The organism is Arthrobacter zhaoguopingii, from assembly GCF_009828595.1.
GTDB lineage: Bacteria > Actinomycetota > Actinomycetes > Actinomycetales > Micrococcaceae > Arthrobacter_D > Arthrobacter_D zhaoguopingii.
Genome location: NZ_WPNY01000002.1, coordinates 85,483 through 98,110, shown reverse-complemented (window position 1 = coordinate 98,110; position 12,628 = coordinate 85,483). Strand labels below are relative to the sequence as shown.

Annotated in this window: 16 protein-coding genes and 1 tRNA gene; 10 read left to right on the top strand and 7 right to left on the bottom strand. The window is 68.3% G+C overall.

Going from position 1 to position 12,628, the window contains the following annotated elements; all coding sequences use genetic code 11:
* Positions 1-75: 75 nt before the first annotated feature.
* Together GVV86_RS02855 and GVV86_RS18530 are read left to right on the top strand one after the other, a co-directional pair.
* Positions 76-159: transfer RNA gene (locus GVV86_RS02855), tRNA-Leu, on the top strand.
* 217 nt (positions 160-376) lie between these two features.
* Positions 377-514, top strand: a complete 138-nt coding sequence (locus GVV86_RS18530) for a hypothetical protein (protein ID WP_159616463.1) — start codon at positions 377-379, stop codon at positions 512-514.
* A 111-nt stretch (positions 515-625) separates the two neighbouring features.
* Here GVV86_RS18530 and GVV86_RS02850 read toward each other — a convergent pair whose 3' ends face one another.
* Positions 626-2,029 carry an HNH endonuclease gene (locus GVV86_RS02850; protein WP_159801318.1) on the bottom strand — a complete coding sequence of 468 codons (1,404 nt, stop codon included), beginning with the start codon at positions 2,027-2,029 and terminating at the stop codon, positions 626-628.
* A 484-nt stretch (positions 2,030-2,513) separates the two neighbouring features.
* Between GVV86_RS02850 and GVV86_RS02845 the strand changes: the two genes are divergently transcribed.
* The 3 genes from GVV86_RS02845 to GVV86_RS02835 are packed head-to-tail and all read left to right on the top strand — an operon-like array spanning position 2,514 to position 3,751.
* Entirely contained in the window at positions 2,514-2,933 is a 420-nt protein-coding gene (locus GVV86_RS02845) for a hypothetical protein (protein WP_159616459.1), read from the top strand.
* Positions 2,930-3,109 carry a hypothetical protein gene (locus GVV86_RS02840; protein ID WP_159616457.1) on the top strand — a complete coding sequence of 60 codons (180 nt, stop codon included), beginning with the start codon at positions 2,930-2,932 and terminating at the stop codon, positions 3,107-3,109. Before GVV86_RS02845 ends, GVV86_RS02840 begins: the two co-directional genes overlap by 4 nt.
* 51 nt (positions 3,110-3,160) lie before the next feature.
* Complete coding sequence (locus GVV86_RS02835) at positions 3,161-3,751, top strand: GNAT family N-acetyltransferase (RefSeq protein ID WP_159801316.1); 591 nt, start codon at positions 3,161-3,163, stop codon at positions 3,749-3,751.
* Between the two features lie 68 nt (positions 3,752-3,819).
* Here the strand turns inward: GVV86_RS02835 and GVV86_RS02830 are convergent, their stop codons facing one another.
* Positions 3,820-4,362: a TetR/AcrR family transcriptional regulator gene (locus tag GVV86_RS02830; protein WP_159616453.1), complete on the bottom strand. Its 543-nt coding sequence runs from the start codon at positions 4,360-4,362 to the stop codon at positions 3,820-3,822.
* Positions 4,363-4,415: 53 nt separating this feature from the next.
* Between GVV86_RS02830 and GVV86_RS02825 the strand changes: the two genes are divergently transcribed.
* Positions 4,416-5,000 (top strand): DUF2231 domain-containing protein, encoded by a 585-nt coding sequence (locus GVV86_RS02825; protein WP_246669855.1) that lies wholly within the window; start codon positions 4,416-4,418, stop codon positions 4,998-5,000.
* A gap of 84 nt (positions 5,001-5,084) precedes the next feature.
* On the top strand, positions 5,085-5,624 hold the full coding sequence (locus tag GVV86_RS02820) for a GNAT family N-acetyltransferase (RefSeq protein ID WP_159801314.1): 540 nt from the start codon (positions 5,085-5,087) through the stop codon (positions 5,622-5,624).
* Positions 5,625-5,644: 20 nt separating this feature from the next.
* Here the strand turns inward: GVV86_RS02820 and GVV86_RS02815 are convergent, their stop codons facing one another.
* Positions 5,645-6,592, bottom strand: coding sequence for a phosphotransferase (locus GVV86_RS02815; RefSeq protein ID WP_159801312.1), 948 nt, complete (start codon positions 6,590-6,592; stop codon positions 5,645-5,647).
* A 91-nt stretch (positions 6,593-6,683) separates the two neighbouring features.
* On the opposite strand from GVV86_RS02815, the gene GVV86_RS02810 reads away from it, so the two are divergent.
* A complete protein-coding gene (locus tag GVV86_RS02810) occupies positions 6,684-7,337 on the top strand; it encodes a hypothetical protein (protein WP_159801310.1) in 654 nt (217 codons plus the stop codon).
* Between the two features lie 6 nt (positions 7,338-7,343).
* Here the strand turns inward: GVV86_RS02810 and GVV86_RS02805 are convergent, their stop codons facing one another.
* Complete coding sequence (locus GVV86_RS02805) at positions 7,344-7,772, bottom strand: RidA family protein (protein ID WP_159801308.1); 429 nt, start codon at positions 7,770-7,772, stop codon at positions 7,344-7,346.
* A 47-nt stretch (positions 7,773-7,819) separates the two neighbouring features.
* The gene (locus tag GVV86_RS02800; RefSeq protein WP_425483340.1) at positions 7,820-8,605 is read right to left on the bottom strand and encodes a ZIP family metal transporter; all 786 of its coding nucleotides are present in this window, start codon (positions 8,603-8,605) and stop codon (positions 7,820-7,822) included.
* Between the two features lie 325 nt (positions 8,606-8,930).
* Here GVV86_RS02800 and GVV86_RS02795 point away from each other — a divergent pair, with 325 nt between their 5' ends.
* Together GVV86_RS02795 and GVV86_RS02790 are read left to right on the top strand one after the other, a co-directional pair.
* The gene (locus GVV86_RS02795) at positions 8,931-10,085 is read left to right on the top strand and encodes a N(5)-(carboxyethyl)ornithine synthase (RefSeq protein WP_159801306.1); all 1,155 of its coding nucleotides are present in this window, start codon (positions 8,931-8,933) and stop codon (positions 10,083-10,085) included.
* On the top strand, positions 10,078-10,521 hold the full coding sequence (locus GVV86_RS02790; RefSeq protein WP_159801304.1) for a MarR family winged helix-turn-helix transcriptional regulator: 444 nt from the start codon (positions 10,078-10,080) through the stop codon (positions 10,519-10,521). Before GVV86_RS02795 ends, GVV86_RS02790 begins: the two co-directional genes overlap by 8 nt.
* Positions 10,522-10,540: 19 nt before the next feature.
* Here GVV86_RS02790 and GVV86_RS02785 read toward each other — a convergent pair whose 3' ends face one another.
* On the bottom strand, positions 10,541-11,284 hold the full coding sequence (locus GVV86_RS02785) for a GAF and ANTAR domain-containing protein (RefSeq protein ID WP_159801302.1): 744 nt from the start codon (positions 11,282-11,284) through the stop codon (positions 10,541-10,543).
* 115 nt (positions 11,285-11,399) lie between these two features.
* Positions 11,400-12,626: a kynureninase gene (locus GVV86_RS02780; RefSeq protein WP_159801300.1), complete on the bottom strand. Its 1,227-nt coding sequence runs from the start codon at positions 12,624-12,626 to the stop codon at positions 11,400-11,402.
* Between the last annotated feature and the right edge of the window lie 2 nt (positions 12,627-12,628).

Sequence of the window (12,628 nt, the reverse complement as noted above, 5' to 3'; positions counted from 1 at the left end):
TCAACTTCTGGGCCGATGTCGTGTTAGAGTTTTTTTCGCCGCTTTCGAAGGTTTTCAACCGGGAAAAGCCCACCCGCGCGGGTGGCGGAATGGCAGACGCGCTAGCTTGAGGTGCTAGTCCTCTTATTGAGGGTGGGGGTTCAAGTCCCCCTCCGCGCACAGCGAAGGCCCCGGTCAGAGACATCTGACCGGGGCCTTTTTTGTTGCCGTTTTTCTGGGTTGGTTCTTTGGGTGGCAGCAATCCTCCGGGCGCCGCTCGTCCCTTCCCAGTCGAACAACTTCGAGCCCAGCCGAACATCCGGAAGATGTGAAACGCCACGGCCGTCCAGTCCAACCGATGGGAGGCCTGCCCCACCCGAAGGGAGGCCTGCCCCGGTTGAAGGTGAACGTGTTCCACCTGAAGGTGGAACTGTTTCAACTGCAGGTGAACCTGTTTCAGCTGATGGTGGGCCAGGTGATGATGGGCCAGGTGATGATGGGCTTGTTCAGTCGATGGCCGGCCAGTCCTCGGTGATGGTGGATTCGATTCAGCCGATGTCGGAGCTGGGGGGCGGGTCGACCCCGCATCAATCTGATTTCGATTGCCCTCAATCAGTGTCTGGCGCACGAGGCGTAACGCTTCCCGTTAGCCGGGGACGGGTTCGGGCAGGGTCTGGTATCTTCGCCCCGCCGGGGAGGTCACGGTGATGATTCCGGGCTCGGGTTGTTCGTAGTGCCACAGCCCTTCGCTTTTGAGCATGTGGTGCCTGCGGCACAGGTGGGCCAGGTTGTTGTGGGCGGTGGTGCCGGCCCGGGACCACGGGATGGTGTGGTCGAGTTCGGTTGAGGCGGCCGAGCGGTTGCAGCCCGGGTGCCGGCAGGTGCGGTCCCGGACACGCAGCCACTTTTTCAGGTCCGCCGGCACCGTGTAGGTGTCCCGGCCGACGCTGAGGACCGCCCCGGTTTCGGGGTGGGTCAGCAGCCGGGTGAAGGAGGGGGCGTGGGCGGCCAGCCGGCGGGCAAGGTCCGGGGCGATGGGCCCGTAGCCTTCGAGTTCGCCGGGGGCGTCATCGACATCGAGCAAGGTCAGCACCGGGACGGTGACGTGCACCTGGGCCTGGATCCCGTTCCACCCGTGGGGCTCAACCGGCCGGCCCGGAACCCTACCCGCACCGCCCGCATCTGCGCTGCCCGCGCCCGCCCGGGCCGCATCTGCACGGCCCGCGCCCGCGGGAAGGGACGCGGTGTTTGCGGGGCCGGGGCAGGTGTGGGTGAGCAGGTCGGTGAGCACGTCGGTGCGCAGCTGGGTGAGGGTCCGGGTTTCCTCGGTGCACTGCAGCGCCCGGGAGAGCCGGGTCAGGCGCCCGTCGATGGCCACTGCCTTTTCCGCCGGTAGGTACACGTTCAGCCAGGCCATCCCGTCGTCGTCGGGGTGGAACTCCACCCGGCGGTGCGTCTGCGCCGACTGGGTCCGCTTGCTGATGGCCTCCGGATGCATTTCCGCACGCAGCCGGCGGGCCCGATACGCCAGCCGCGCGGCCGTCGTGTCCTGCGCGACCGGAACGAGCTTCTGCTCGAAGTAGGGCAGGGCGAAGTCCGGGATCCCGGCGCACTCATCGACCAAGGTGAGCGCGTGCCGCCAGGAGATGGCCCCGGTTTCCAGGGCCTCGAGGGTTGCAGGGAGATGTCCGGTGAGCACGAAGGCGTGCTGGATCAGGGACCCGGCGGTGCGCTCGGGGATCCGCAGGGCGCAGGCGACCTCCGAGGCGGCCAGGGTATCGGCCAGGGAGCCGGCCTGCATGCCGCGTTCCTGGAGGTGTTCTTCGGTGAGGATCCGGACCCGCTCGGTGAACCTCACGGTCTGGGCATCGGCCCAGTTCTTCAGCCGCGCCATGGCCTGCAGCCCGCCGATCGCCTCATCGAGCCCGGCGGTGTCCGGGGCGCCGCCGGTGAGGAACCCGGCACCGAGGATCTCCGCGGCCGCCTCAAGCCACCCGGGGTCCTGCGCTGGGGGATCCACCCCCGAATCGGGGGAGCCTGCCCTTTCCATAACCCAAGAATGTCACCCCCCACCGACATTCTTCGGTCGGAAAGTCAGCAGGAAAACCACCCGTAAACCAGCCGAACCGCCCGACTTCAAGGCGGCACCACTGGCCCGCCCATCAACAGGGAAGCCAGTCCGGACACTAAGGCAGGAAGCCGGCCCGCCCATTAGCAGGAAAGCCAGTCCGGACATTAAGGCAGGAAGCCGGCCCGCACATTAGCAGGAAAGTCAGCCCGGACATTAAGGCAGGAAGCCGGCCCGCCCATCAACAAGGAAGCCGTCCCGGACAATAAGGCAGGAAGCCAGCCCGGACAGCAAGGCGGAAGCAGGGGCGACAGCTGACAACCGGGCTGAGAACCCGCCGGAGAACCAGCCCCCGGGGCCGAAGCGTGCCAGACGCCGATGACCGGTCCGGTAGGCGTTCACCCCCTCCGGCGGGTACTGCTGGGCGCTCGACGGTGGCGTCACCGCGCCCGGTTAAGCTGGGACTATGCTGCCGTCCGCCACCACTCCGCCCGACCCGGTCAGGGTCGACGTCATCTCCAACGGCACGCCGTGGTGGGAGGTGGTCAGCTCGTTCGGACCACTGGCGATCCTCCTGACGGCGGTCATCACCGGAGTGATCGCGTGGCGCAACGTGCGGGACCGCCGGGAGGCGGACCAGCGTTCCCAGTGGTGGGCCCGGGCCGAATGGGCGCTTGATGCGGCCATGTCCGAAGACCCTCCGCGCCAGGAGATCGGGCTGGGCGTCCTGGACAGCCTCGCCGCCAGCGACCTCGCCGGCCCCGAGGAGGTCGCGATCCTCGAGGTCGCCTGGGCCCGGTTCCTCCCGTCGGAAGTGGACGGGGTTGACGGCGTGGGAGACAATGGAGCAGCAGGGGAACCGATCGTGGAGGAGGCAGGGCAATGAGCGCAACCACAAGCCGCAATGTGAACGCTGGACGCCGCCAGCCCGCCGATCACCCCGCCCAGGGCGACGAGCAGCGGGTCCGGATCCGTGCGGCACGCCTGCGGCTGACCACTGACCGGAAGCTGGGCAAGGAAACGCCCTCCTGGGTGAAGCAGCTGGCCAAGAAGCCGCTGTAGGACGCACCCCGGGCGGACGGGGCAGCACGTCGGCTGTGCTTGGATGATTTCATGGCTTTCACACCCCTGACGCTCACCGGTTCCCGGGTTGTCCTCGAACCCCTCGCCCACCGCCATTACCAGGGGCTGGTGGATGCCGTCCGTGACGGTGAGCTGTGGAAGCTTTGGTACACGAGCATTCCCTCTCCCGAAGGCATGGCGGAGGAAATCGACCGGCGGCTAGCACGTCAGGCGGAAGGAGAAATGCTTCCTTTTGCGACCTTGGACGCACAGACCGGAGCGGTGCTGGGGATGACGACCTTCTGCGACATCGACAGGGCGACGCCGCGCGTGGAGATCGGCTACACCTGGAACCGGTTGTCGACCCAGCGGACCGGGACCAATGCCGAAAGCAAGCTCCTGATGCTGACCCACGCCTTCGAAACCGAGGGCTGTGCCTCCGTCACTTTCACCACCCACTGGCACAACCTCCAGTCGCGGGAGGCCATTGCCCGGCTGGGGGCCCGCCAGGACGGTGTGCTCCGGGCGCACAGCCGGATGGCCGACGGCACCCTGCGGGACACCGTTGTCTTCTCGATCACCGCTCCCGAATGGCCGGCGGTCGCCTCCGGCCTCCGGCACCGCCTGGAGCGCGCCAGCTGACACCTCCAGGCGGAAGGCTGTCCGCCGTCCCGAGCGTCAATGCCCTCAGGTCCGCCTGACCGTCGCCGTCAGTCGAAGGCGGCGGCCACCACGAAGCTGAACACTGGACGCGGATCGGCTTCGTCGTGCCGGGCGATGCGGTGCAGCAGGAGACCTTCGAAGCAGGCCATAACCGCTGCGGCGGAGGTGCGTGGGTCCCGCGCCCCCAGCCCTGCGAGGGCCGGCAGTAGCGCTGACTCCATGGCGGCCCTGCCCCGCACGACGGCGTCCCGGATGGCGGTATCGTGCCCCGCCTCCATGAACAGGGCCAGGCGTGCCGCCGTCAGGGTCCGGTTGGCGCCGCTTGTCTGCTCGAACAGGAGGCAGAGCCCGTCGACGAATTCGGGCGCGGTGCCCGGAGCGAGCTGCGGGCCGTACGCATCGAGTTCCCTCTCCACGATGCGGTCCACCACGCCCGCCAGCAGCGCCCGGCGGGTCCGGAAGTAGTTGGAGGTCGATCCCCGAGGCAGCCCCGCCCGCTCATCGACCCGGGCATGCGACAGCGCGCGCAGGCCGGAGGAACCCAGGAGGTCGACGGCGGCGTCGAGGGCGCGGAGACGGATCGGTTGCATGAACCTACTATAAACATAGTGATTTTCCACTATGAAAGTAGTAACCTGCTTCCATGTCATCCGATGCGATGCATCTCCCCCAGCCGGACTCCTCCAACGCTGGCAACCCGGAGGCGCCGAATTCCGGCGTGTACTCGCGGCTTCTCGGGGCGCTTGAGCATGCAGACGGCCTGGACAGGTACGTCGACGCCGCGGCCCCCGCAGCCCAGCGCCTCATCGTCCGCGAGCGCGCACGACGGCTATTCCACGGCGACACCTCGGGCATTCCCCTGCACATCATCGTCAAGGACCTTCCATTCGGCGCATGGTTCATGGCCCAGTTCCTCGACCTGTTTCCCGATCCCGGCTCACGGCAGGCAGCCACCCGGCTCGTGGCGCTCGGGCTCGCCTCCTCCGGGGCGGCGGGGATCACCGGCTGGGCCGAGTGGGCGATGGCCGACCGGCCTACTCGCCGCGTGGGAATTGTGCACGCGGCAGCCAACGGCATGGCCGTCCTCGTCTTTTTCGGTTCCTGGTATGCGCGCATACGGGGCCGGCATGGCATCGGCGTGGGTCTGGGCCGGGTTGGCGGAGCGCTCCTGGTGATTGGCGGCTTCCTTGGCGGACATATGGGCCGGGGACGGGCGGCCCGCCCGTAGCATCAGGGTCCCGGGCGTGGATGGACCCCGGCCGGGGCCGCGCACCTCCTCTGGTCGGACGTGTGCCGCCTATAGGCTCCGTCCATGCACATCACCTTGAGGGCCATGGGTTCCGGCGATGCCGACGCCGTGGTGGAGTTCCTCGCCTCCAACACCTTCCCCTTCCACGTCCTGGCCTCCCCCACCCCCGGCGGCCTCCGTCCCGGTGTGGAGACGGGCCGCTTCTGGAACGAGGAAACCCAGGGTTACTGGATTGACGATGCCGGACACTGCATCGGCATGGCCGTCCTCCAGGACCTGCGCGATGACACTCCGATGTTCGACCTGCGCCTGGGCGACTCCCACCGGGGACGGGGTGGCGGGACCGCGGCCCTGCGGGCGTTGTGCGCGCTCGTGTTCACCTCAATGCCGGACGTCGTCCGCTTCGAGGGCCAGACGCGCGAGGACAACATCGCGATGCGCAGGACCTTCCTGCGTGCCGGCTTCCTGAAGGAGGCGCACTACCGCCTGGGGTGGCCAACCGCCGATGGTGAGAGGCTCGCCTCCGTGGCGTACTCGATCCTCCGGCAGGACTGGGAGTCGAACACCGTGACCCCGTTCGACTGGAATGACCTCCCCGACTGAAAGAAAGGCTGCCGGCGGGTTCAGCTGCGAGCGGCAAGCCTCTGGCGGAGCCAGCCGAGGACGGCGTCCCCCTGCTGTCGCTGGAAGGTCCGCAGCGTGGGCAGTCCGGCCGGTGGCGGCTGGCGGGCGGCGTCGGTGAAGTAGGCACCGAACCCCGAAAGGACACCGTCGATGCTCTCGGGTGCCACCCCGTCGAAGATCGGGTGGCCCGACAGGATCGGCTCCACCTCAAAGGCCGGGTCGAAGACCCGGGTGTTGATTAGGACACTCAGCGCGTCGAACCACGCGGCTCCGACGCATGCCCACGGCCAGTCGACCAGCACCGCCGCGTCGGCCGGGGTGATCAGGATGTTGTCCGCCCTCAGATCGGTATGTACGAGGCACTCGCCCCGGAGGTCCCCCACTCCGCGCGCCGCCAGCCGTTCGAGGACATCGAGGTTCTCCAGAACCCAGCCGGCGGCGTCCTGCGGCGGATTGGCCCGGACGCGCTCCCAGCCGGCGAACTCGGGGCCGACGTCCGAGGCCAGGTCGGGAAGGTGGTCCAGCGCCGGGAGGACAGGTGTCCGGGCTACCGTCAGCAGGGCATCGAGGACCAGCCCCACCTCGCGGAGCTCCCACGGCAGGTGGGGGTGGCGTCCGTCCACGTCGGTGAGCACGAGGGCGATCCATTCGCCGTCGTCGAAGGTGCCGATTAGGGACGCTGTGGGCAGGGTCCCGGGCAGGACGGCGGCGACAGCCGCTTCCTTCCGGTGAATCCCCGGTGAAGCGGCGTTCAGGGCCGGCCCCACAGCCTTGACGAACGCCCTCCGGCCGGTGGGGGTTACCACCCGGTCCGCGCTGCCGGGCGAGAATCCTCCCTGCTGACCGGTGAACCCGGCCACAGGCTCCCCAAGGACTCCTTCGACGCCGGCCCGGACGTGCGCGGGCAGGTCGTTCCAGCCGATCCGGGGGGTCCACTGTGGCTGCATGCGCCTCATTATGCCTGCCGGTTCTCCGTCGGTGAGCAATGTCGACGCGTGGCATCGCCCCCAGCCCACCGAAAGGGACTAGGTTGTGCCAATGGAGTTGGAAGCGGAGGCGTTCTACATCGACGGACGGCGGACCGGTGCGTTGGTGCGTGAGACCGGAGGTGGCGCGCTCCGGACCACGGTCGCGTTTGTGCTTCCGGATGGACAGCTTGTCCACCTAACCCAGGAGACACGCTATGAAGGTGATGTCCTCGGCTGGACCTCATACCGCTATGTGGATCACCGCTCCGACATCGATATCACCGGAGTCCAGGCAGGCGACGCGGGCGGGACAGGCCCCCGCCCGGTGCCGAGCTACGCGGCACACCTGCTCCTGGTGCAGGCGCTGCGGGCGGGGAAAGATCGGCTGGAGTTCAGCCAGTTCGTTGAGGACGGGGACCGGAGGGCTCGCGACGCCGTCTTCGCCGTGCAGGGGCCGGAGACGATCGACACCCCGTGCGGCCGGCACGAGGCACTGAAGGTCCAACTGGAAGTCGAAGGAGAGCCGCGGAACACGTTCTGGTGGGACGGGAATACGGTCGTCAGAACCGACTGGCAGGGAGGCATTTCCTATGCGGCCCACGACCTGCCCCTCCTCCTCAGTGGGCTCGACCCGAGGGTGCTGTCCGCTCTGGATTCCGCACTTTCTCGGCCGGTGTGTCCGGAACGCCGGACGGGCTTCGGCGGAACGGGCGCCCCGGAGTGATCCCCGTCAGGGGGCAGGTGCCAAGGGATCCGGGACAGGAAGCGCAGCGATGGCCTCGACCTCCACCAGTTGGTCCTGGTATCCAAGCACCGCGACGCCGAGAAGCGTACTCGGCACGTCCCGGTCCCCCATCCTTGCCCGAACGACGTTCCAGACCTCGGCCAGGTCCTCACGGTCGCTCGATGCCACGAAGACGGTGGTCTTGACGAGATGGGAGAAGTCGGCGCCGCCGGCGGCGAGCGCGAGTAGAAGGTTGTCCATCACCTTGGCCGCCTGCCCCCGGTAGTCGCCGACGGCCGCCGTCGATCCGTCAGGATCCAGTGGACACGCCCCGGCAGTGAAGATCAGGTGCTCCCCTATAGGCACTCGTGCTGCCGCCGCATACTGCGCTCCCGTATAAAGCATGGAGCTGCGCAGGAAGGTCGTTTCGCTCATCGCCCTACAGTACAAGTGCCTGCGGAACGGCCGGTCTCGTCCGCGACTCACATAAGGGAGAGCACGAAAGACAGCAGGAAGCCTGCCGCGGTGCTCAGCGCCACGGCGGGCCCGCCGTTCTCATAGGCCTCGGGCATCAGGGTGTCGGCCAGGGAAGCGATCACCGCGCCGGCTGCAAAGGCAAGCGGGATGGAGATGGTTTCGGGGCCGCTGCCCGACAGCGGTCCGGCCCCAATGAGGACGGCAATCACCAGCAGCGCGGCACACCCCACCCACAGGCCGACGATCGCTGCCGAGGATTTCCCCTGGTCGCGCATCGAGGATGCGCCAACGAGGGCCTCCGGAAAGTTCGAGACGAAGATGGCGGCAAGGAGGGCCAGTCCCCCGGTGCCTTCCCCCAGGGCGACGCCCAGGGCGACGTTCTCGGGAACGCCGTCGAGGGTCACCGCCGCCAGCAGCGCCAGGCCCGCGGCCCCCTTCGTCGAGGCCTTCGAGGACGGACGGTCCTGGGCGGCGGAGTCTGTGTCGAGTTTGGCACTGCCCTGATATTCGTCGGCCGGGGTGTCGTGGGTCCCGGCCTGGGCCCACCGGTCGAGCAGCGCACTGAGGACAGTGAAGACGATGGCCCCTGCGGCGAGCCCGATCGCGGCCCGCCAGATCCCGCCGTGCTCAAACGCGTCCTCGAACAGCTCGAACGCCAGCGCCGTGATCAGCGAACCGGCGGCGAAGGACAGGAGAATGGCCAGCAGTCGCTTGGGAAGGTTGAAGCGCACCCCGATGAGCGCCCCAATCACCAGGGCGCTCGATGCCACGACACCGAACAGGAGCGACATTGCCACACCGAAAGTATAAAAGCCGCCCGCAGAAGCGGTAGGGCTCGCACCTGTTGACTTCCGGGAAAGATCCGGGTTGGCGGACGGCGCCGGCTGGTTCGGCAGGCATCGGAGGCACTCCGCCCGGGTTACCCGGAGGAAGGGTGCCGGGGGCACGCTCTGCTGGGTGTAGTGTCAACGCACGGAACCCCCTGGTTCCTCCTAGGGAGCAACGATGATCCAGACCTGCCCACATTCGGTCCCACCGAGGCCCTCGACCGCGTCCCCACCGGGAACACGGGATACGGCGACGGCGGCCCCCGCCGGACCCGGGAGGGCGTGAACCATGACGGAACTGCGCCTTGGTGTCCTCTCCCTCTCCAGCAAGCCGGACGAACGACGGCTTCCTCTCCACCCTCACCACTTCGAACGTATAGACGCCGCGATCCGCGGGCGGATGCGCGTTGAGCAGGGCTACGGTGCCCAGTTCGGCCTCTCCGACGCGCAGTTGGACCCGCTGGTCGGGCCCCTGCTGAGGCGCGAGGAGATCATCGCCTCCTCCGACGTCGTCCTGCTCCCCAAACCGCAGGCGTCCGACCTCGCCTCCCTGGCCGACGGCCAGGTGCTCTGGGGATGGCCCCACTGCGTCCAGGATCGTGAGATCACCCAGCTGGCCATCGACAAGCGGCTCACGCTGATTGCCTTCGAGGCGATGAACCACTGGACGGAGGACGGCGGGTTCTCCCTCCACGTCTTCCACAAGAACAACGAACTGGCGGGCTACTGCTCGGTCCTTCATGCGCTGCAGCTCTCCGGCCTCACCGGGGATTACGGCCGCAGGCTCACCGCGGCCGTCATCGGCTTCGGTGCAACCGCCCGGGGCGCCGTCACCGCCCTGAACGCCCACGGCGTCAGCGACGTGCAGGTCCTGACAAGCCGCGGCGTGGCGGCCGTCGGGTCACCCATCCACTCGGCACGCATCGCCCAGATCGAAGCCACCGCCGAGGATCCGCAGCTGAGCGAGGTCCTGACTGAGGAAGGCCGCGTGCCCCTGGCCCCCTACCTGGCCCGTCATGACCTGGTGGTGAACTGCACCCTGCAGAACCCCAACGCGCCGCAGATGTACCTCAAGGAAGCCGACCTTCCCCTGTTCTCCAGTGGCAGCCTCATCATCGATGTCTCCTGTGACCGGGGCATGGGCTTCAGCTGGGCCCGGCCCACCTCGTTCGCCGAACCGGTATTCGAGGTCGGGGACCACGTCCGCTACTACGCCGTCGACCACACCCCGTCCTACCTGTGGGACTCGGCCACCTGGGAGATCAGCGAGGCGCTGCTGCCGTTCCTCGGCCCGGTTCTGGAGGGGCCGGAGGCCTGGAATGCCAACGAGACGCTGAGGCGCGCCATCGAAATCCGGGATGGCGCGGTAGTCAACCCGGCCATCCTCGACTTCCAGGGCCGCGGTGCGCAGTATCCGCATCAGGTCCTTGCGGGACGTGGCTGACCCGGGGCCGGAACCCACACCGGGTCAGCAGGACAGGCCTATCGGCTGGTGGCTCAAGAAGGCCGACCGGCAGCTCGACAGCGCCTTCGAACGTGCCCTTGAGGGCCAGGGAAGCGACCGGCGGTCCTGGCAGGTGCTGGCCTCCCTGACACGGCGGCCCGAGAGCCGCGCCGGCCTGGTGGACCTGCTGAGCCCCTTCGATCCGCCGACTGTCGTCGCGGGCGTCGTCGCCGACCTGACGGAGCGCGGCCTGGTTGAGGAAACCGCCGGCCTGCTACGCCTGACGGAGGCAGGCAGGCACGTGCACGAGGCACTCTGCGTGCCCGTCGCCGACGTGCGGCGGCGGGTCGGCGAGTTGCTGCCCGGTGAGGACTACGCCACCCTGCTGCGCCTTCTGGGCAGGCTCACCGAGGGCCTGGCAGGGAAGGCCGGCTGAGCCGGCCGCCAGGGCGCGGCTAGACCTCAAAGTGGGTTTTCGGCGTCGATTTGCCGGTGGAGGCCACGATGGCGGTGGCGATGTCGCGCAGCTTCATGTTGCGGGTGTTCGAGGCCGACTGGAGGATTCCGAACGCCTCATCCTGGCTGCAGCGGTTCTGGCCCATGATAATTCCGACGGCGAGGTCGATGGTGGTCCGTGCTTCCATCGCGGCCTTGAGGTCATTCGCGGATTCGGTCAGCCGGGCGATCCGCACAGCGAGCCGCAGGGCCTTCGACGCCTCGTCCGCGAAGGTCTCGGCCGCGGCGACGGCATCGTCGTCGAACGCGTCGACGTGGTTCGAATAAAGGTTCAGCCCCGCGTTTGCGTCGCCCTCAAGCAGGATCGGGACTCCGAGGATCGAGCGGATGCCGTGCTCGGCGATGGCATCCCGGTACTCGGGGAACCGGGTGTCCCTGGTGATGTCCGGGACGTGGACGAGCTTCTCCTCCCTGGCGGCGCGCAGGCACGGCCCATCCCCGAAGTTGTACTGGATCTCGTCCATGTTCCGGGCGTGCTCGCTGCTGCTGGCCACGGTGCCCGTCCGCTTCGGACGCAGCAGGGTCACACCGCAAAGCATCTCGCCGTGCCCCCCCTCCAGGGTTGCGGCCGCGAGCTTCACCAGTTCGGTCAGGAACTCCTCGACATCGGTGCTGTCGAGCACCATGTCCTGGAGGAGGGTACCCACCTGCAGGGTGGGCGAATCGCCCTTGTCCTCAGCCATGCCCTTGCCTCCGCTTGTCCGCACTGATCAGCCGCCCTCTAACGACGCCCGGCTCCGGTCCGGGCAATAGCCCCACAATAGACCGCCTCGCTCAGCGAGCGACAGGCCCCACCCCTCAAGAAACCATTTTGTCGGCGATGGCGCGGATTCCGACCAACGTCTCCTCGAATGACGTGGTCAGCGGGGACAAGCCCAGGCGGATGCCGGAGGGGTTCCGGTAGTCGGGGATGATCCCCTGCTCCCAAAGGCCGGGCACCATGGTGGCGAACGCCGGATGGTCGATGGTGATATGGCCGCCGCGCTCACCCGGTGCGCGCGGCGAGGCCACCACTACACCGGCCGGCCCCAGGAGGGCGTCGACGGCCTCGATGGCGAAACCGGTCAGGGCCACCGACTTCTCCCGCACCGCCCCGATCCCGGCCTTCTCCAGCACATCCAGCATGTCGCGCAGGGCGAGCATGCCGAGGATCGGCGGAGTGCCGGACACAATCCTGCGGATGCCCGGCGCCGGCTCATATGACCCGCCCATGGCGAACGGATCGGCGCTGCCGAGCCAGCCCTGGATGGGCTGCTCGAAGGAATCGAGGTGCCGTTCGGCGACGTACGCCCAGGCGGGGGCGCCCGGACCTCCGTTGAGGTATTTGTAGCTGCAGCCGGCGGCGTAGTCGACATTCCAGGCATCGAGTTCAAGGGGCACCGAGCCCACCGAGTGGCTCAGGTCCCACAGGACCAGGGCGCCTGCGTCGTGCACCACCGAGGTGACGCCGGGAACGTCGGCGGCGTGGGCGGACCGGTACGCCACGTGGCTCAGGACCACGAGGGCGGTCGAGGGCCCGACGACGCCGGCAACGGCCTCGGCGCTCGCCCCGCCGTCGTAGGGAACGTCGAGCCACCGCACGGTAAGGCCGCGCTCGCGGGCGATGGCCTCCATCAGGAACCGGTCGGTGGGGAAATTGTCACGGTCAATCACAATCTCGGTGCGGCCCGGCCGGGCCGAGACCGCGGCGCGCGCCAGTTTGTACAGCAGGACGCTGGTGGAGTCGGCGACGATGCACTGCCCCGGCGCTGCGCCGAGGACGATGCTCCCCAGCCGGTCACCGATGCGTTCGGGCAGCTCGAGCCAGCCCTCATCCCAGCCGCGGATCAGGCGGGACCCCCACTGGTGCCTGACGAAGTCGGCAAGGCTCTGTTCGGTCGCCGCGAGGGGGCGGCCCAGGGAGTTTCCGTCGAGGTAGGCGGCAATGCCGTCGGCGTCGTCGATGATGAACAGGTCACGGTACCCGGCCAGCGGGTCCTTGTCATCGAGTTCGCGGGCGCGCTGCAGGAGCGGATCGTCAACCATGG